We start from the raw sequence: 20,608 nt of genomic DNA on the forward strand, positions 1-20,608 counted from the left end.
AAAAGGCATTTTGTGAGCAAAATTATGCCGAACTGCAAAAATCGGCCGGTGAACTGCATGTGAGTAAAAGTAAAAGTTATTTCTTGTTGTAGCGCTTACATCCCTAAACGCTGACTTAAATCCTTTCTATATGAGCGGCCAACCTGGACCTTTTCGCCATTACTCATAACTAACAAAAGTGTGTTATTAAACCACGGCTGTACTTCTTTGACTTCCTCAACGTTAATGATTGCATTGCGATGAACCTGCATAAACTTAGCTTGATTGAGCCGCTCCTTTAACCAAGCCAAAGTTTCGCGAGTTTTATAATGCTCTTGAGCTGTTGAGATTGTTAGAACTCCACTATTGATTGTCGCCGTAATTAAATCGTTCTTTTTAATGACGATATTACGATCATCGAGTTCAATACTGAGCATCTCATTAACTACATGAGGCTGCTCCTTACTAATCCGCGTTTGTACTCGCGACTCGATAACATTACGTGCTTTAGTTAGGGCCTGGTCTATTCGTTCCTGCTCAAATGGTTTCAAAACATAATCCACGGCGCCAACATCAAACGCCTTGACTGCATACTCATCATAAGCAGTTGAAAAGATAATAATCGGTGAATAATCTGCTGGCTTCAATTCACTGGCTAACTCAAAGCCATTTTCTTCATTAAGTGAAATATCCAAAAACAGCAAGTCAATTTTATTTTTAAGCAGTTCCATTTGGGCCTGCTTAATATCTTCTGCTTGATAGATATTGACTGCCATACCAGCAAGACTTGGGCTTTTTGTAATTAAATATTCCAATTCTGTTCTCGCTAGTGGCTCATCGTCAACCAATAAAATCTTCATTCTCTGTATCCTCTTTTTCAATTATTACCAATCAAATTCGCTGTCGCCTTATTTTTTAATGGAATATTCGTCTTAAAAATCGTACCGTTGTCATCAGTCTCAATCTGCAGCTGACTACTGGTACCATACAAACCTTTGAGACGCATATTTAAATTATACAATGCTGTCCCGCTGCCTTTGGACTCACTAATTGGTTCTTTGCCTAAATGCTTAAAGACAATTGGATCAATCCCGTTGCCATTATCAATAACGGCGATTTCCATGTACTCATTGTCTAGCTGCTTAAGGCGAATAATAATCCGATTGCCCTGCTTACGTCCCTTGAAAGCATGACGAACCGCATTTTCAACAAAAATTTGCAGGCAAAATGATGGCAGTAATGTATCATCAGGAACACCAACTTGGTAGTCAATTGTAAATTTATTCGGAAAACGCAGCTTTTCAATACTCATGTACGAATCAACATGACGTCTTTCTTCCTTGAGCGTTACCTCTTTTTCCTGACCATTGCGTAAGCTTGACCTAAAGAAGACACTCAGCTGCATTAATGCTTGGTGCGCCTTCTCCACATTAACCCGCATTAACGCACTAATTGTATTAATCGCATTAAAGAAGAAGTGCGGATTTATCTGTACCTGTAAGGCTCTAATTTCTGCTTCATTAAGTAAACTTGTCTGCTGCTCAGCGATTCCGATGGCTAATTGCCCTGAAAAAATCATGGCGAGACCGCGAACCAAATTTTCTTCAACCACCGTCATTTTACTACCCTCACAGAAATAAACTTTAAGTGCACCGATTGTTTGGTCATTGACACGCAAAGGAAAAACAATTGCGGAAGTTAACGGACAGGATGGTTCCGGACAGCCAATTTCCTCTTTGGTATATGCCAGCTTTTCTTTTCCTGTTAAAATCGCGCTCTTGGATAAGTCCGTCATTACGGGCTCGCCAGCTATATGATGATCCTCGCCAGCTCCAATATTTGACAGAACATTTACGCGGTCGGTCAAACCCACCGCATCAAAATTAGTATACTTTTTAATAATTCGACACACATGGTCGGCTGAGTCAAAGTCTAAGCCATTACGAAAATACGGCAATGTTTTATTCGTTAATTCCAAAACATCCTTAGTCTGAACCGCCTTTAACTGCCGTTCATTAGATAGATACGTCCGCAGAATTTCAATAAATAAACTCGCACCGATTGTATTCAGCAGAACCATTGGCACAAAAATCAGCTTGATCAGGCCATACCCGTGGAAAGTAAAGATGAATGCCATTTGAATCAATTCCGCAAAGAAGGCCAAGACAGCAACCCAAGGCGTTGATGGGTAAAGATTATCGCCCTTAACGCGGTCGCCGCAGATACCAACAAGATAACCGATTAGAACTGAACTAACAATATAAAAATAATCGGAAAAGCCACCAAAAATAACCCGGTGCAAGCCGCCAACCAGACCAACCAGCATCCCGACGTAGGGGCCACCTGTCAAACTAGCTGCAGTAATCACCAAAATCCGCGTATTCGCTATTGAATCCGATTGCGGCAAACCTGTAATAATCAATGGTGTCACTACTTCCTTAGAACTAGAAATCTCAACACCAGTCAAATTAGCCATCACAACAAAAAGTGCAAAAATAATTGTCAGCCAAATTTGCGACTTAACTGTTCTTTTTTCAATTAAATTTCTAAAAAAGCTCATGTTAACAAGCAAAAATGCTAGCAACATAATAATGCCTAGCCGTTCCATCAGCAAAATCAATAAGTTAAACATTGTTATACTCCCAAATCTTTATCTTATTACATTATTATTGCACAAAATGAAATTAAATTGCTGCAAACTGCTATCAAAAAAAGCTTCATTAAGTTATAACTTAACAAAACTTTTTAATTAATATTTATTTATTTTCTTCCTTAGCTGTTGGCAAGCCAAACGAGCCAATTAAACCAATTACCGCAAAGACTAACATCAGAATAAAGCCCCAATGATAACCTGTTGCCAAAGCCGCACCATTGTTCACACCGGCATTAGCTGACCCCAAGGTTACAACTAGCATTGCTAGGGCTGTTCCCAGCGACCCGCCAATTTGCCGGATTGTTGATGAACCTGCATTAGCATGAGCAGTCATGTTTGCCTGAACCTGATTAATTCCGGCAGTGAAAGTCGTCATCATCGTAAAGGAAATCCCGACCATTCGCAATGCATAACACAGACCGATTACTACCAAACTAGTCTGCGTGCTGAACGTTAACATTGGCAAGGTCCCAATTACTAGCATTGCAAAGCCAAATAACGATAGCTTTTTAATCCCTAATTTGTCATACAAAGTTCCTGATACCGGATTGCAAATAATCATTAACAATGCTCCCGGCATCATTACCAACCCAGAAGTCAGAGCTGATTCGCCACGCGTTGTTTGCAAATATAGTGGCAGCACCAATTCAATCCCGACCATCGCTAAGTTACTAAGCGTGCTTAATAGAGTACATAAATCAAATTTGAGATTTTTAAACACCCGAATATCAAGCAAAGGATCTTGCATGTGTAATTGCCGCAGACAAAAGAGATAGATAATTATGATACCCACAATTAAGACTAAGCCTAACATCAACGTGATTTTGCCAGTATTACCGATTTCTGACAAAGCATACAAGATTAAGCCAAACCCAAAAATTGATTCTAAAAATGAAATCACATCTGTTGTGCTCATGTGTGGGGTAGTAATATTTTGCACCGCAAAAATTGCACAAACAGTCACTATTCCACTAGTTACACTCAAAATGATAAAAAGCATCTGCCAGCCAGAATATTTTAAAATTAACCCAGAAATTGTTGGGCCAACAGCTGGACCAAAGCCAATGACTAAGCCGGTGATTCCCATTGCCATGCCCCGCTTTTCAGGTGGGAACATCATCAAAATCACATTCTGAATAAACGGCATCAATCCACCTGCTGCAATTGCTTCAATAATCCGCCCAGTCAGCAAAACGTAAAAATTAGGTGCAAAAACACAAATTATAGAACCGATGAAGAAGATGCCCATCATCATTAAATAATTTTGCTTCATATTAAATGATTCAAAAATCCAAGCCGACATTGGAATCATTAGCCCAACCACCAATAAGTACGCTGTCGTCAGCCATTGCGCCGTCGATTGACTAACGCCAAAAGCGCGCATAATTGTTGGCAAGGCATTATTCAAGAAGGTCTCTGCTAACAGTGCCACAAAGGCACCAAATAGCAGAACCGCCATCATTAAATTTCGCTTTTTTGTCGAAATTTGTTTTATTTCTTGCGTCATATTTTCTCCTTTTATGTAGTAAGCTACATTTTTAGCAATAATAAGAAATTAGAAGTTAGCGATAATCTGATTTAAAAATGTTTCTAATTGGTTAACATCTTGCGCACTAAGACCAGCGACAATTTGACCATTGATTTTATCCATAATCATATGAATCTCCGTAATGTTTTCATCAATTAGTTTAAATCCAGCGGCCGACAAGGTCAGTACAATTTGCCGTTGATCACTCTGCAAATGTGCTGTTTGAATAAAATCATTATCTGCTAATCGTTTTACAATTCCGCGAATTGTCGGGTGGCTAAGTACAAAAGTATCAGCGATTTCTTTTTGCGTAATTGTTCTGCCCTTGGAATCATATAAATAAACCAAAAGCGAAATTTGCGCTCCAGTTAAGGAATAATTTTGAAATAGACTGGCAAAATGATTGTTTAGTTCCTTCTCAATTAATGTATTGGCAATTTTTATCTTAGGTCCTAAGCGATTTAAAAGTTTATCAGACATACTTAGCTTCCTTTCCGTTATGTAGTATACTACATTTTTATCATGACAATCAACACGCTCAATAATAAAAACAATCATAAGCATTCAGGTAAATAATTTTTTTAGATCCCAAATTCTCTTTGCTCACCAATATAATTAGATTATAATTAAAATAAAATTGGTTTACCGTTAATGATACTACCAAGTTTGAGGTAACTAAATGGACTTATTAACAACTATTCATAACCAAGGATTAATTTTAGACGGCGCAATGTCTGATGAACTTGAAAAGCAGGGAGTGCCAACAAATAATAGACTATGGACAGCAGCTGCATTAAAGGACAACCTGCAGGCCGTGTATCAAGCACACTGGGACTACCTCCAAGCAGGTGCCCAACTAATTATTACTGATACCTATCAAGCAAACATTCCAGCCTTCATTAAGGCTGGTTATAATGAACAAGAAGCCAAAGAACTGATCACTAATGCGGTTAAAATCGCTAAAAAAGCACGTGATAATTTCCAGCGAAAGACTGGCAAACACAACTTTGTCGCTGCTTCCGTTGGCTCTTACGGTGCTTATTTAGCAAACGGCAATGAGTTCTGCGGTGATTACAACCTCACACCTGACGAATATCTTGACTTTCATTTACCTCGTTTAAAAACAATCATCACACAGCAGCCGGACTGTCTTGCAATCGAAACCCAACCCAAATTAACAGAAGTTACAGCACTTTTAACTTGGCTAGCCAAAAATGAGCCACAAATTCCCGTTTATGCTAGTTTTACACTGCACGATACCGTACGCATTAGCGACGGCACTAGCTTAAAAAAAGTTGTTGAAACCGTTAATAACTATCCACAAGTTTTTGCAGTTGGTGTCAATTGCGTTAAGCCAACTTTAGTCACACCAGCAATCAAAACAATTCGCCAATTTACTGATAAAGAAATCGTTGTCTATCCTAATCAGGGCTATGCCTATGACTCATTTTCTAAAACTTGGCTAAAAATCAAACGAACAACCGACTTCTATCAAGGCACCAAAGAATGGTACGAGGCAGGAGCTCATTTAATCGGTGGCTGCTGCACAACTGGGCCAGAACAAACACGTGAAATTGCTCGTGCTTTTCAAGAAATTTAGTTTAACTTAATTATTTTGTATAGCTTTCTTAAGATATTGCGATTAAACTGACAATATATAAATAATCAGGGAGGGCTATAATGGGCTTTATTCTTATGATGGGTGGCTTAATTATCGGTGGTGCTTTAATCTACATCGCACTGTCTGGTACTGCCAACCATACCTTAAAATATTTAACTTTATCAGTCGGCAGTATAGCTTTATTAGGTGGTCTGGTCCTACTATTAGCGCCAGCATTTTCACATCAAATTTATGATTGGTTATATGTATTAATCACAAATCATTAATTATAAGTATAAAAATAGAGTAGCTTTTAGCTACTCTATTTTGTTCCCAATTATTTATATTTTAACTCTTTTTAGCAATTGCCTTAATTGCATTTCTACCAGAGAAGATACAGTATCCAGCATGCGTACCAGGTACATTAACGCCGTATGTATCACCGTAAAGAACGGCTGAACCATCGCTACCAATTGCGTACAAGCCTTCAATTGGACGACCTTTAGTATCCAATACTTCGTTATTAACATTAACACGTAAGCCATCACCAGTAGTGTATGCACCAACGCCTAATTCAATTGCGTAAAATGGGCCATCACCATCAACAGGCAACATGTACTTAGCTGGCTTATGGAAGTCAGTATCTTCACCTTTTGCGGCCATCTCATTGTAATGCTTAACGTAAGCTGGCAAGTTTGGCGTATCAATTTCTTTAGCTAATTCTTCAATTGTAGCAGCCTTGTGTAAGAACTTGCGACCATCTTTTTCAGCCTTTTCAATGTCATCACGCAAAGTTGGGTACCGATCTTCTGGTACCATTGGCTTCATTGAGCGTGGATATGACTTGTCGGTAAAGTCATCCAGAATCTTTTGGCTAAAGATACAGAAGACACGTCTTTGCCGGTTCATGGCATTACCTTCATTAGCCCAGTTAACAACACAAGCGGCCTCATCAACAAAACGCTCGCCAAGTTCGTTAACCCACATTTGTGGTTGGTCACAAACTGAACTCCACATTGCTGTTCCCCACAGCTTAAATGCTGGAATAGTGTCATCCTTAAATTGACCACCAAACATCATTGACATTCCAGTGAAGTACTTCTGAGCTCCCAAGTTCCAAGCAAGACGCAGACCATCACCTGTACTCTTACCTGAGTTAACAGGGATTACATTATCTGGATTTTGGTGAGGGGTACTGCCAAATAATTTCTTATCATTCAGGTAGCCACCGGCAGCTAAGACAACGTTCTTGGCATTAACAACCTTAGTTGCACCATCTTCAACTGTTGTCAAAGTTACGGAATAAGTATGATCGGCGTTTGGCTCAACGTCCGTAACTTTAGTCAGTGTCTTAATAACTAGACCCTTACCCTTAGCGTATGGTTCCAAGCCATTATGAATAGCGTCATGGCCCTTACCTTCAAACAAGTGCCAAGTTCTAACACTAGTACCCATGTTGACAACCATCCAGAACTTAACACCACGATCTTGCAGCCAAGAAACATTCTTGCCGGCATTATCAATGTAGCGTTGCCACATTCTGCCGTCACCCTTATAGTGAGAATAATTTAATTCTTCTTCAAGCAGTTCCTTCTTGTCAATTACGGCGTTGTCTTTCTTCTGCAATTCGGAATCAGCAGCAAACACACCTTCAACATAGTTACCAGTACCACCTGTTGTCTTGCCTTTTTCTACTAATAAGGTCTTCAAGTTGTTATCAACAGCTTCAGTTGCGGCAGCAAAACCAGCAAGACCAGCACCAACAATGACAACATCATATTGTTCTTCTGTCATAATTTAATACCTCGTTTTAACAAAAACATGCACAAATTAAATCACCTTTAATCTGCACATGTTATTACTTTTAATTCTTTTTAGCGGTTTGTGCTGCATCAATTCCGGCTAATCTACCCGAAATATATGCAAAGCCTAAAGTTCCACCTTCAAAGTCAACATATGCCTTACCATACATCCCTGAAGCATCAGCACCAGTTACATATAAGTTTGGAACTGGTTCGCCTTCTGGCGTTAAAGCGTGCATCTTTTCATCAATTGTTGCACCACCAAGAGTACCCAAATTACGAGCAATATATTTAACTGCGTAAAATGGTCCTTCTTCAACTGGAACCATCCGCTTAGTATCCGAGAAGAATAAGTCATCTTCACCCGTCTTCTTAGCGTTATTGTATTGGGCAACAGATTTCTTTAAGTTTTCTTTATCAACGCCCATCTTTTCAGCTAACTCGTCAATTGTTTGACCAATAAAGACAACATTGGTTGACTCAAGCTTATTCAACAAGCTAGTAAAGTCTGTCTTTTCATGTTCACGCTTAATATTCTCTTCAGTATCTGTTGGATAATTGAATTCCATGTAGAATTCACGGTGGTTCTTCCACTTGCCATAATGATCTTCAATGGCTACAGTTCCGCCTTCTTTAATCTTGTCAAGCATTGCTTGGTCAAGAATAACAAATTCAGTTTGCTTAGGTTGCTCAGATAATTCTGCACCGTGAACAGCAAAGTCCAAAGCATGAGTTTCACTAGCATAACGTTGACCGCGATTATTTACCCGCAAGTTCGGGAAGTCTGCCAAAGCATTGAGTGGCATCCAACCTGGGCCAACGAGTTTAGCCATTGCACCAATATCTTCATTACTGAATGTTTGCCAGAAGTAGTGGGTTGAACCATTAATATGGTGAGCAGTACCTGCATCCCAAGCCATGTTCAAACCATCACCGGTGTTTTGCAAAACTTGTCCTTGTGTGCTGACATCACCCAAATATTCTTTACGCATTTCTGGGTTGCCACCAAAGCCACCTGTAGCGATAATGACCTTTTTAGCATGAACTTCAAGTTCACTATCATCACCTTGCGCAACAACACCAGTAACTGCACCAGTATCATCTTGCAACAACTTTTTAGCAGCAAAGCCAAAGTACATCTTACCGCCGATTGACTTAAACTTCTCAATCAACTTAGTAATTGCTTTAGTACCACCTTCTTGGTAGCCGTGCAAGGTTGCAGGCATCCCAATATGGTCATAGCTACCACCAGTACCAGCATCAACTAACTTCATGATGGCACCATTTTCGTTCAGCCAGTCAACTGTCTTACCGGATTCATCAATAATCCGACGAACTAAGATTGAGTTCATGTAACCTTGAGAAGCATCCATATATTCGTCATACAGCCACTTCTTAGAAACAACTTGGTTCAAATCTTTTTGTTGTTGACTATCAGCTGCAAACATCCCACCAGCAAAAGTACCAGCACCAAGTGGTGAAATTGTCTTTTCAAGAAGGGCAACACTTACGCCTTCTTGCTTGGCAGCAAGTGCAGCTGCAGCACCGGCAGAACCAGCACCAACAACAGCAACATCGACATCAATTACTTCTTTAGCTGTACTTGAATTTTGCGCACTATTTTCTTTTAATGCTTCAAAGTCAACGTCAGCCTTACTTAAGGCTTCTTTAACACCCTCTAAGATTCCCCGTGAGGTTTCTGAAGCTCCCGATACAACATCGACATCTGCAGATTGCTTTTTCACAATCTTTTGTGCCATCTTATCAAAAGCATTAGCTTGTAAGCTACCTGGGCTGTATTCGTCAAGCGGTGTTACAGCAGTAATCTTATCAGCACTAACCTCAACTTCAAGGTTAATGATACTTTCCTTACCTTGACCTGAGCCAGTATACTTACCCGGCTTATCCGTAATTTTCTTTGTCATAATTAAAATTCCTTTTATTAATTAAAACTATCTGTGGTGTCTTGCAGCGTTAGCATCAGGCAAAATTGCCATTAAAATTGCTGTTACACCAAAAATTGTACCTTGAATGATAAATGTCAACATGAAGTTTGCTCCCGCAATTGATGAAATAATTACAGGTACAATGTATGACAATAATAATGAAATAGTACCAACTAAACCACCGGCAGAACCAGCATATTTAGGCCCGATTTCTGGGAATTGAATTGGTAATGCTTGGATGATTGGTCCTGTAATAGCGCCAAATAATCCACCTAAAATCAAAGCTACTAACAATACTGGACCAACTGGAATGTACCAAGTTGCTGCCATCAATACAGCAGATAACAGAGTTACTAAAATCATAACAGGTTTAGCTTTACCAAATTTTGAAACAATCGCTGGGCCAAACATTGAACCACAAAGACTACCAATAGTAGCAATAGCAGCAACTTGCCCGGCTTGAGCAGGACTCATTCCTTTAGCAGCAAATGCCTGTGGCAAAATTCCAGAAAAGGCCATCGATGCAGCAGTACCACATCCACCACAAATACCAACGATCCAGGTTTTACCACTCTTAGCGGCAACCTTAAAGTAACTTAATGAAGATTCAGGCTTAGCAGCTTGACCGGCTTGCTTAGGAATTTCTTCACCTTTAGGCACATCTCTAACAAATAATACCCAGCAAACAGCTAAAACAAGTAAAACAACTGATGAGAAAATGTAAGCTGCTTGAACACTTGGGAACATTGGTCCAGTAATCTGTGACAACATAATCCCGACACTAGCAGCAGCAAAGAAAATACCCATCGCTGTATTAGTATCTTGCTTGAACCAGATACCAAAGATTTTAATTGTATTAGCATTTAACAGTGCCATATAAACACCGAACATTAACAGCATTATCATTAACGAGATAAAGTTACTAGCCCACAGTCTACCAAAAGCACCGATAACCGAAATTACTAACCCAACAGTAACAACTTTCTTAGCACCATATCTATCTGCTAATGAACCAGCAGGAATACTCAGGAATACGGCAACTAACATTGGTGCCATTAGTAAACTCGAGAATTGAGCTGGTGTAATATGTAATGCTGGCATAATTTGTGTTGCCAAAGCAGAAATTTGGAACTGAACATAGTTGCTAATCGCATCAAGTCCAGCAGCGATTGCCAAGATCACCCAACGGTAACTTGTCAATTTTGGTAATTGTTTTTCTTTCATTATTTAAAATCCCCTTACTTTTAAATAAAAACTAATTTTCAGCGGCGTATTGACCGGCTAAACGTCCGAATGTCTGTGCATGACTGCATGTCAGACCCGGAACTCTGTCTGGGTAACTGCCCCAGAAGAAGCCACCACTGCAGTTCCCTGCTGCAAACAAATGTGGAATTGGCTTACCGTTCTTGTCAATAACTTGCATCTTAGTATTAATCCGCAAGCCATCAAGTGTTGCAAGTAAACGGCCACCGTAGACAACACCGTAGTATGGGCCATGCTCAACTGGGAACAATCTAAATTGTTCCTTACCCAAATCGGTGTCTTCCCCCTTCTTGCACATTTCGTTGTAGCGTTCAACACTATGAACCAAATTATCCTTTGGCATGTGTAATTTTTCGGCTAATTCTTCGATTGTGTCAGCCTTTTGAACCATACCGTCATCAATCCGACGTTGAATTTCAGCTTTGTTTTCCTCAGTGTTATAAATTCCTGGGAAGCCTAAGCGTGAACAGCCTTGCGTATGGAATTGTGCCAAGTGATCCATTGTTTCTTCTGACCAAATTTCAGCTTCCAAATAACCAGGTTGCTTAGCAGCGGCATTGGTATCAAATTGATAAGGTACGCTTTCGTTTTCGAAACGTTCACCGTTCAAGTTAACCTTGAGCAGTGGATAAGCACCCATCCAGAAGTAACCTTGACCCTTAAAATCGATGAGATAATGCTCTTCAGCCTTAGTGCCGACCTTCACAGCACCACGGTCAAAGATGATTTCAGCAGGTTCTTCATCACGAGCTGCGCCAACTTTCAAACCAGCTAAAATACCTGAACCATCATCACGTGGGCCATCAGAATAAACATTCTTCTTGTAGCCAAGTGGATCCCACTTTTGCATTAATTCAGGATTACCACCGTAACCACCGGTACAAATAATGACACCTTTAGTTGCAGCATATTCAGTCTTAGCACCAGAAGCACGATCACTGGTAATAACGCCAGTAACCTTTCCGCTATCGTCAGTTACTAATTCTTCAAGTTTAGTATTGTACTTCAGCGTTACGCCTAGTTCCTTAACCTTATCAATCATCCAGTCACCATAATGAGCCCAATCATTATCTGGAGTTGTTAAGGCTAATTCTGTATTGAAAGCAGTATTAACGATTGTTTCATAATTAGCATCAGGTTGTACTCGTAAAACAGCGTTGTGTGGCTTCATGATATTATCTTCAAGCCAGTTAGCTGTTTCATCAGTGTGATTAGCCCATGTCCAAAGCAAACGTTCATCAACATTGCCTTGATAGAACAAAGTTAAGAAGTTCATTAACTTAGCTTTATCAACCTTAATTCCTGCTCTTCTTTGAGCATTACTATCCAATGCGGCAAAGAATGAACGAAACAAGAACTGTGAACTACCAGACTTGTCAATCAATAATACCTTGGCGCCTTTTTCAGCAGCAGCCATAGCAGCCATAGCGCCGGCATTGCTGGCACCAGCAACAATTACATCATAACTATTTGCCATTTTTCTCCCTCACTTCTTTTAAAATTTTGTTTTTTAATACGCTTTCATAATACTATGAATAACGTGAACTTCTGCACCATATTTAGAATTGAGGATTACCAAATGGAATAGCCAAACTTTTTAAACAGCAAAAAAAGCCTGCCATTGCAATATTTAATTGCATCAAGCAGACTTTTTAAAATTCATCAAAATTGTGTTAATTATTTTACTTAGGAAGAAATTCCATAATTGATTTCTTAAATATTTCGCAAACCTGTTCCAAAATTTTTACATTAGTAAATGATTCCATATAGGCGATGCCATATGGTGAAATTTCATGATAATCAATTGGAATATACTTTGCGCCACTGTTTTGATAATCAGCGATGAAGTTAGGCAAAATGCCATAGCCCCAGCCAGCTTTAACATAAATATCCATTGCCAAAAAGTCCTGTACGAACCTGACATGGCGCATTCCCATTTCTTCAATTAATGAATTTTGGTATTTTATTTGGACGTTCAGTGAACTATTAGGATCTATCAAAAAAATATCCTTCCCCTTTAAATCCTTAAGAGTAATTAACTTTTTTTGCGCTAATTTAGAATCTTCAGGACAAGCTACCACGAAATGCCCCGATATTAACGGCTCGAACTTAACATCATCGACTATGTCAACATCATCACGAGCAATTGCACAAATATCAACATGGTGATTAAGCAATTCACTGATTGAATTATTCAACACAAAAACAAACTGAACATGCAAATTACTGCCTGACTCACGCAATTTTCGCAAAAACAATGGCAAAACTTCTTGCTCTAACGGCGTATCACAAACACCAATGCGTAATAGATTACCAGCATCATTTTTTTGACTCTGTAAATAAGCCACAGTATAGTCCATATCATCTAGAACATTGCGCGCAACATGATAAAAATATCTGCCAGCATTAGTTAAAGAAATTCGGTGATGTGCACGATTAATTAGAGTCACGCCAATAGTATTTTCCAGGTCCTTAATATTCTTAGAAACAGCCGATTGTGAAAAATTTAATTGCTCGGCAGCAATGGTAAAACTGGAATTATCAATAGCCTTAATAAAGCAGCGTAATTGGGTAAAATTCATTTTCATCATCCATTCAACGTATAGTTTTACTTTATTATACGTTAATTTATAAGGCTTTTCATGAAAAGATGAATTTTCAATATAAAAGGGAAGGTATTTTCCCTTCCCTTTTAACTCTTTTTGATGGTCAATCATCTTTTACCCTTATTCGCATCAGGTAAAATCAACATAATAATGATTGTCATTGCAGTAACAATGGCTTCAATCATAAAGTTAGCTGCAAAGCTGCGACCAGCAATAGCTGAAATAAATACTGGTACAAAGTATGACAATAAAGTTGAAGCCATACCAACTATCCCGCCAGCACTACCAGCATATTTTGGTCCAATCTCTGGAAATGAAATTGGCATTGATTGAACAATTGGACCAGTCATTGCACCCAGTAGACCTCCGATAATTAAGTTAATAATTAATGGTGTCCCCATTGGAACATACCAGGTAATAAACATTGAGCATGCAGCAATTGCAGTTACCGAACACATAAATATCTTAGCGTGCTTCAACTTATTAATAATTGTTGGTCCAACCATTGAACCGAAGAAACTACCAACTGTAGCAACTGCGGCCATCACGCCAGCAGAAGCACTCGACATCCCACGCCCCAAAGTAAAGGCTTGGGGTAAAATTCCTGAGTATGCCATTGAGGCAGCCATTCCACAACCACCACACAAGGCTACTAACCAAGTATTCTTACTCTTAATCGCAACCTTAACGTATTTCATTGCCGGCTCTGATGGTGGTACTACCTCACCTTTTGGCGCATCCTTGGCAAACAATGCCCAACAGATTGAAAGAATTAACAAAACTGTTGATGAAAACATGTATGCTGTTTTTACATCAGGAAATAAAGGATTAGTAATCTGCGATAACATAATTCCGATACTGGCTGAGGCAAAGAAAACTCCCATCGCAACATTGGTATCTTGCTTAAACCAGATACCAAAAATCTTAATCGTATTCGTACTCAAAATTGACATATATACGCCGAACATCAATAACATCAGCATCATAGTCACAAAATTATTAGCAATAATTCTACCATAAGCTCCAAGTACAGAAACAATACAACCAACCATCACAACTTTTTTAGCACCAAACTTATCTGCTAGTGATCCCGCTGGAATACTCATCACTACAGCAACTAGCATTGGCGCCATCAATAAACTAGAAAATTGCGGCTGCGTTAAATGCAGTGCTGGCATGATTTTAGTAGCCAAGGCAGAAACTTGAAATTGAATATAATTACTAATAATATCCATTGAAGCTGCCAAGGCCAAGATTACCCAGCGATAATTAGATAATTTGGGCATTTGTTTAACTTCCATCTTTATTTCCTTTCAACTGAAAATTAATTTTTCGCAGCATTTTGGCCAGCCAAACGACCAAAAGTTTGAGCACGACTACATGCAAGTCCAGGAATTCGATCAGGATAGCTGCCCCAGAAAAAGCCACCACTAGCATTTCCTGCTGCGTACAAATGAGGAATTGCATCACCGGCTTCATTGATTACTTGCATCTTGGTATTAATCCGCAAGCCATCAAGAGTAGCTAATAAGCGTCCGCCCATTAAAATACCGTAATATGGTGCTTGATCAACTGGGAACAATCTAGACGGTTCTTTACCAAGTGTCGTATCCTGCTTTTGTGTGCACATCTTGTTGTAGCAACGAACACTAGCAGCTAATTTTTCTGCCGGTAATTGTAATTTTTCTGCTAATTCTTCAATTGTGTCAGCTTTTTGTGCTGTGCCATCATCTAGTCGTCTTTGAACTTCAGCTTTTGCGCCTTCGATATTATAAATTCCTGGCCAGCCTAAACGAGAACATCCCAATGTGTGGAATTGCTCAAGATGGTTCAAGGTCTCATCATTAAAAATGACTGCTTCAAGGTATCCCGGCTGCTTAGAAGCACTATTAATATCAAATTCATACGGTAAACTTTCATTACTAAACCGTTCACCCTTTAAGTTGACCTTTAACAATGGATATGAACCCAGCCAGAAGTAACCAAAGCCGCGATAGTCAATTACATAATGCTCTTTTGCGTTCGTACCTGGCTTAACGCCACCACGATCAAAAATAGTTTCAGCCGGTTCCTCATCGCGAGCAGCACCAACAGCTAATCCAGCTAAAATACCTGAACCGTCATCTCTTGGACTATCTGAATAAACATTTTTCTTTAAACCTAGCGGGTCCCACTTAGCCATTAGCTCTTTATTGGCGCCATATCCTCCTGTACATAAAATCACACCCTTAGTTGCGTGATATTCAGTTGTCGCACCACTTTCACGATCACTAGCAACAATCCCAGTAACAATACCATCTTCAGCCGTAATTAGCTTTTCTAATTTGGTATTGTACTTTAGCGTTACTCCTAGTTCCTTAACCTTATCAATCATCCATGTTCCGTAATGTGCCCAATCAGTATTATCCTTAGTTGCAATAACATTTTCTGTTGGAAAAGCCGTGTTAACAATCGACTCATAATGTGCATCAGGCTCAGCCATAATATGGCCACCATTAGGCTTTAAAATATTATCTTCAAGCCAATTAACCGTATCAGCACTGTGATTAACCCACGTCCATAAGAGACGTTGATCAACATTAGATTGAGCAAACAACGTTAAGAAATTAATTAGTTTTGCTTTATCAATCTTTATGCCCGCCTTTTTTTGAGCGTTAGAGTCAACTGCAGCAATTGAAGAACGGTAGAGATATTGTGAACTCCCCATCTTATCAATTAACAAAACTTTAGCGCCTTTTTCGGCTGCTGCCATTGCAGCCATACCTCCTGAATTGCTTGCTCCAGCAACGATTACATCGTAAGTATTTTCCATACAAATTCCTGCTTTCCTTTAACAACTTCCAATACACTATTAAATTAACATGTGAATTAGTTATCTTAACAAGCTCATTAGAATTTAAGATAACGAAATGGAATGTCTCAGTCGGCCGGCTAGTCTTCCGTGCTTTTTTGGCAAAACAAAAAAAGTATATTGTCAGTCCTACTGGTAAACCAACAATATACTCTTGCTATCTGTAAATTAATTATTAACAGTTGCCTTAATTGCGTCTTTAAATACCTGAATGATTTTTGAAATATCGACATCCTTGGCTACTGAGCCAATATAAGCCAGTCCATAAGGTGGAATTCCAGCATAATCTAAAGGCACATAAACTACGTCTTTATTTTCAAAATCAGCGATAAAATTCGGCAATATGCCTAAGCCAAAATTTGCTTTGACATAAATACCCATTGTAAAAAAGTCCTGCACAAATCTGATGTGTTCAAGTCCAATTTGAGCAATCAACGAATTTTGCATTTGAAAACTAAAGGAATTATTAGGATCAAACATAAATAATTTTTGATCTTTTAAATCAGCCAAGGTTATCTTTTCTTGTTCACTCAAAGGCGAGCCAGCTGGGCAAGCAACCACAAAGCCACCAGGAATTAAAGTTTCAAATTTAACATCCCCTACAACATCAATTGAGTCGCGAGAAATAACACAGACATCGACGCGATGATTAAGTAAAACCGACACAGTATTAGTTAAAATATCCACAAGTTGAATTTCCAACTTACTATCGGCTCGATGCAATTTCTGTAAAACCAGCGGCATTAACCTTTGCTCAAGGGGTGTATTGGAAAAGCCAATACGGATTAAGTCGCCCACCTTATTTTTCTGGCTTTTTAAATATTCACTAGCATAATCCATATCGTCAACTACATTACGAGCAACTTTATAAAAGTACTTACCAGCATTGGTCAGCGAAATTCGGTGATGGCCACGATTAATCAGTGTTACTTCCAGTTCATTTTCTAAATCCTTAATATTCTTAGATACAGCAGGTTGCGTGAAATTCAAAGCCTCGGCTGCAATTGTAAAGCTTGAATTATCCACAGCTTTTACAAAACAATGTAATTGAGTAAAATTCATTTTTGCATTCCTGTTCATAAACATCTTTTATGTTAATTATATACTAAATGTAAGGCTTTTCAAAAAGTTGTTAAATTGTTTGCTTTTTTGCTATAATACAGTTGTGAGTAGTCCTGTTGGTGTCAGAACTTCTTAACATAGGTTTCCGCTTAAAAAGCGGTGACTTAACGATATTTGACTGATAACCGTCTTTGTCTTTGTGAACTAGAGCGGTTATTTGCTTGCTTTTTACAACCATGCTATAATATGGCTGTAAATAAAAAGAAGCCCCGTTGACATCAGGACTTCTTAACATGAGTTTCCGCTTAAAAAGCGGTGACTTAGACAATTAACTGTTAACCGCCTTTGTCTGCTGAACTAGAGCGGTTATTTGTTTGCTTTAAATTTTTTTAAAGCAGCCTTCAAGCTACTAAAAGCATTAACTAAGCTAGTAATTTCAGTAATTAAGCTGACTAATTGCTTAACTACTGTTACCAATACCAAGATAATCACTGCAACAGTTAATCCGAAGGCAATAACAGTATCCATGTGTACCTGACTAATCCTTTCTTTAGGATTCTGAACTTAATAGTTGTTACACCATAAGCACCACTTCCTCAGTTTAGAAATTAGTCACCGCATTCTAGCTTCATCTCATGTTCAATTAATTATAGCAAAATTAGCTGCAAATTTTGCAACTTTCAAAACATTTTTCAAATTAATATTATAAACAATGTAAATTGCTTGTATCAAAAAAGGTGATGAGCTTTTCGTTCATCACCTTTAATTTTTCTATTACTTAACGTGGTTGGCATCTGGCAAAATCGTGATAAAGATCATCGTTGCAGCAGTCAAAACTGCTTGAATACCAAACGTAACCATGAAATTCTGTCCAGCTATTGCTGAAATAATAACTGTAAAGATATATGAAAGTAATAGTTGAATGGTACCAACTAAACCACCGGCACTACCAGCATATTTAGGACCAATCTCTGGAAATGCAGCAACCATGCCTTGCATCAGTGGGCCATTAGCTGCTCCAAAGAAACCACCAATAACCAAGTTCGCCATCATTAATCCGCCCATTGGCACAAACCAAGTAGCAAAAATTGAAATTGCAGCAACGATTCTAGTTAAAAGCATAAATGGCTTAGCTTTATTAAGATTATTAGTAACAGCTGGAGCAATTAGCGATCCAAGCAAACTTCCGATAGTTGCAACAGAGGCTATCGCACCAGCAGAAGCTACTGCTACTCCTCTACCATTAATCAGCGCTTGCGGCAAAATTCCAGTAAATGACATAGTTGCAGCTGAACCGATTCCTCCAGTAATACCAACTAACCAAGTCTTCTTACTTTTGACAACAACACTCAAATATTTAGTAACTGGTTCAGACTTAGGTACTTGTTCGCCTTCAGGCGTATCTTTAACAAACAAAATCCACAGAACAGTCAAAACCAGTAAAACTGTTGATGAAAAAATATAGGCTGCCTGCACATTAGCAAATAGTGAATTAGTCAATTGCGACAACGTAATCCCGATACTTGCTGAAGCAAAGAAAATTCCCATTGCAACGTTAGTATCTTGCTTAAACCAAGTACTAAAAATTTTAATCGTATTTGCATTCAGCAGCGCCATATAGACACCAAACATCATTAACACTAGCATCATAGTGATAAAGCTGTGTGCAAATAGTCTACCATAAGCACCAATTACCGATACAATACAGCCAATAGTTACTACTCTTTTAGCACCAAACTTGTCAGCTAGCATCCCACTTGGGATACTTAAAAATACAGCAACTAGCATTGGTGCCATTAGCAAACTTGAAAATTGTGCTGTTGAAATATGCAATTGCGGCATAATTTGCGTAGCTAAAGCGGAAATCTGAAACTGAGTATAATTGCTTATCATATCCATTAACGCGATGATTCCCAAAATAACCCAGCGATAACTTGATAGAACTGGTAATTTTTTTGCTTCCATAATTTTTATTTCTTTCCTTAAAATGATTTTTACTTAACGTGGTTGGCATCTGGCAACATTAAAATGAAGATTACTGCACTAACATGCAATAATGCTTGCAGACCAATCGTCATTACTGGATTATGTCCAGCAATTGCAGAAATCATTACCGGAACAACATAAGAAAGCAGCATTGAAACAGTACCACCAATACCACCAGCAGAACCAGCGTATTTAGGACCAATTTCTGGAAGTTGAATTGTCATTCCTTTCAAAACCGGACCTGTCATTGAACCGAACAAGCCACCTAAGGCTAAATTGCACATCATTAATGCTCCACCTGTTAATTTCGTGTTCATGAAGATCATGATACCTGACAAAATAACAGCAAAAAGCATAAATGGTCTTGCATTATTCAGCTTCTTAATGATTGCAGGCCCAACCATGGAACCAACTAAGGCACCCATAGAAGCACATGACGTCATAACGCCAGCTACTGCAGGATTAATTCCCTTAGAATTAATCAAAATCTGTGGCAAAGTTCCGATAAAGGACATTGAAGCAGCACTAACAATACCACCACAAATACAAAGCATCCAAACTCTCTTACTTCTGGCAGCAACGCCAAAGTATTTAGTAACTGGTTCACGTTTAGGAATGGCTTCACCCTTCGGTGCATTTCTAATCAGTAATACCCAAAAACAAGCAACAACTACTAATACACATGATGAAAACATGTAGGCTGCTTGAACAGTCTTGAACAAAACACCCGTCAACTGCGATAAAGTCGTACCAATCGTACCGCAACCAAACCAGATTCCCATTGCGATACCAGTATCTTGCTTAAACCAAGTACCGATAATCTTAGTCGAGTTAGCATTACCCAGCGCCATGTAAACGCCGAACATCAATAAGGCAATCATCATTGTAGCGAAGTTATTGGCAACTAAACGACCGAATGCCCCAATAATTGAAATAATAAATCCGCTAGCAACAACCTTCTTAGGTCCAAATTTGTCCCCCAAGGTTCCGCCGGGAATACTTAAAAATACGGCAACAAGCATTGGTGCCATTAACAAACTTGAAAATTGTGTTGGCGTAATATGAAGCACCGGCATAATTCTTGTTGCCAAGGCTGAAACTTGAAATTGTACATAACTGCTAGTCATGCTCATCAGCGACAAAACCGCTAATATTACCCATCTATAACTAGATAAGGCTGGCATACTTCTTTCATTCTCCATAGCTTTTCTCCTTCAAAATTAAAAAACACTATTTACTTACAACATTCTGGCAATTGTCATATTTAGTTAGTGCACACTATACTAATTAATCACTGCCTATAGAGTTATTAATTGTTACTATATTAATTTT

General features: G+C 38.8%; 17 protein-coding genes. 2 read left to right on the plus strand and 15 right to left on the minus strand.

All coding sequences use genetic code 11. The annotated features are described in order from the left end of the window. Positions 1 to 95: 95 nt before the first annotated feature. The 4 genes from OZX76_RS08735 to OZX76_RS08750 form a co-directional block, all read right to left on the minus strand. Positions 96 to 839, minus strand: coding sequence for a LytTR family transcriptional regulator DNA-binding domain-containing protein (locus tag OZX76_RS08735; protein ID WP_277179522.1), 744 nt, complete (start codon positions 837 to 839; stop codon positions 96 to 98). 17 nt (positions 840 to 856) lie between these two features. Continuing rightward, complete coding sequence (locus tag OZX76_RS08740; RefSeq protein ID WP_277179524.1) at positions 857 to 2,611, minus strand: LytS/YhcK type 5TM receptor domain-containing protein; 1,755 nt, start codon at positions 2,609 to 2,611, stop codon at positions 857 to 859. A gap of 124 nt (positions 2,612 to 2,735) precedes the next feature. Further along, positions 2,736 to 4,139, minus strand: coding sequence for an MDR family MFS transporter (locus tag OZX76_RS08745; protein ID WP_277179526.1), 1,404 nt, complete (start codon positions 4,137 to 4,139; stop codon positions 2,736 to 2,738). 48 nt (positions 4,140 to 4,187) lie between these two features. After that, entirely contained in the window at positions 4,188 to 4,640 is a 453-nt protein-coding gene (locus OZX76_RS08750; protein ID WP_277179528.1) for a MarR family transcriptional regulator, read from the minus strand. A 199-nt stretch (positions 4,641 to 4,839) separates the two neighbouring features. Here OZX76_RS08750 and mmuM point away from each other — a divergent pair, with 199 nt between their 5' ends. Both mmuM and OZX76_RS08760 read left to right on the plus strand, forming a co-directional pair. After that, positions 4,840 to 5,760: a homocysteine S-methyltransferase gene (mmuM, locus tag OZX76_RS08755; RefSeq protein ID WP_277179529.1), complete on the plus strand. Its 921-nt coding sequence runs from the start codon at positions 4,840 to 4,842 to the stop codon at positions 5,758 to 5,760. Between the two features lie 80 nt (positions 5,761 to 5,840). After that, positions 5,841 to 6,047, plus strand: a complete 207-nt coding sequence (locus OZX76_RS08760; protein ID WP_277179532.1) for a hypothetical protein — start codon at positions 5,841 to 5,843, stop codon at positions 6,045 to 6,047. Positions 6,048 to 6,108: 61 nt separating this feature from the next. Here the strand turns inward: OZX76_RS08760 and OZX76_RS08765 are convergent, their stop codons facing one another. The 11 genes from OZX76_RS08765 to OZX76_RS08815 all read right to left on the minus strand — a co-directional run bounded on the left by OZX76_RS08765 (position 6,109) and on the right by OZX76_RS08815 (position 20,478). After that, positions 6,109 to 7,554 carry an FAD-dependent oxidoreductase gene (locus OZX76_RS08765; RefSeq protein WP_277179534.1) on the minus strand — a complete coding sequence of 482 codons (1,446 nt, stop codon included), beginning with the start codon at positions 7,552 to 7,554 and terminating at the stop codon, positions 6,109 to 6,111. A gap of 70 nt (positions 7,555 to 7,624) precedes the next feature. Then, entirely contained in the window at positions 7,625 to 9,487 is a 1,863-nt protein-coding gene (locus tag OZX76_RS08770) for an FAD-dependent oxidoreductase (protein WP_277179536.1), read from the minus strand. A 27-nt stretch (positions 9,488 to 9,514) separates the two neighbouring features. Next, positions 9,515 to 10,732, minus strand: a complete 1,218-nt coding sequence (locus OZX76_RS08775; RefSeq protein WP_277179538.1) for an MFS transporter — start codon at positions 10,730 to 10,732, stop codon at positions 9,515 to 9,517. Positions 10,733 to 10,763: 31 nt separating this feature from the next. After that, positions 10,764 to 12,248: an FAD-dependent oxidoreductase gene (locus OZX76_RS08780; RefSeq protein ID WP_277179540.1), complete on the minus strand. Its 1,485-nt coding sequence runs from the start codon at positions 12,246 to 12,248 to the stop codon at positions 10,764 to 10,766. A 205-nt stretch (positions 12,249 to 12,453) separates the two neighbouring features. Further along, positions 12,454 to 13,353 (minus strand): LysR family transcriptional regulator, encoded by a 900-nt coding sequence (locus tag OZX76_RS08785; protein WP_277179542.1) that lies wholly within the window; start codon positions 13,351 to 13,353, stop codon positions 12,454 to 12,456. 131 nt (positions 13,354 to 13,484) lie between these two features. Beyond that, positions 13,485 to 14,678 carry an MFS transporter gene (locus OZX76_RS08790; protein WP_277143123.1) on the minus strand — a complete coding sequence of 398 codons (1,194 nt, stop codon included), beginning with the start codon at positions 14,676 to 14,678 and terminating at the stop codon, positions 13,485 to 13,487. A gap of 23 nt (positions 14,679 to 14,701) precedes the next feature. After that, a complete protein-coding gene (locus OZX76_RS08795; protein ID WP_277179544.1) occupies positions 14,702 to 16,189 on the minus strand; it encodes an FAD-binding protein in 1,488 nt (495 codons plus the stop codon). Between the two features lie 207 nt (positions 16,190 to 16,396). Beyond that, positions 16,397 to 17,290: a LysR family transcriptional regulator gene (locus OZX76_RS08800; protein ID WP_277143128.1), complete on the minus strand. Its 894-nt coding sequence runs from the start codon at positions 17,288 to 17,290 to the stop codon at positions 16,397 to 16,399. Between the two features lie 366 nt (positions 17,291 to 17,656). Then, complete coding sequence (locus OZX76_RS08805) at positions 17,657 to 17,818, minus strand: hypothetical protein (RefSeq protein WP_277179546.1); 162 nt, start codon at positions 17,816 to 17,818, stop codon at positions 17,657 to 17,659. A gap of 246 nt (positions 17,819 to 18,064) precedes the next feature. Further along, positions 18,065 to 19,255, minus strand: coding sequence for an MFS transporter (locus OZX76_RS08810; RefSeq protein ID WP_277179548.1), 1,191 nt, complete (start codon positions 19,253 to 19,255; stop codon positions 18,065 to 18,067). Positions 19,256 to 19,284: 29 nt separating this feature from the next. Beyond that, positions 19,285 to 20,478: an MFS transporter gene (locus tag OZX76_RS08815; protein ID WP_277132120.1), complete on the minus strand. Its 1,194-nt coding sequence runs from the start codon at positions 20,476 to 20,478 to the stop codon at positions 19,285 to 19,287. Between the last annotated feature and the right edge of the window lie 130 nt (positions 20,479 to 20,608).

The sequence above is a fragment of the Lactobacillus sp. ESL0677 genome, from assembly GCF_029392875.1.
In the GTDB taxonomy this organism is placed as follows: Bacteria; Bacillota; Bacilli; order Lactobacillales; family Lactobacillaceae; genus Lactobacillus.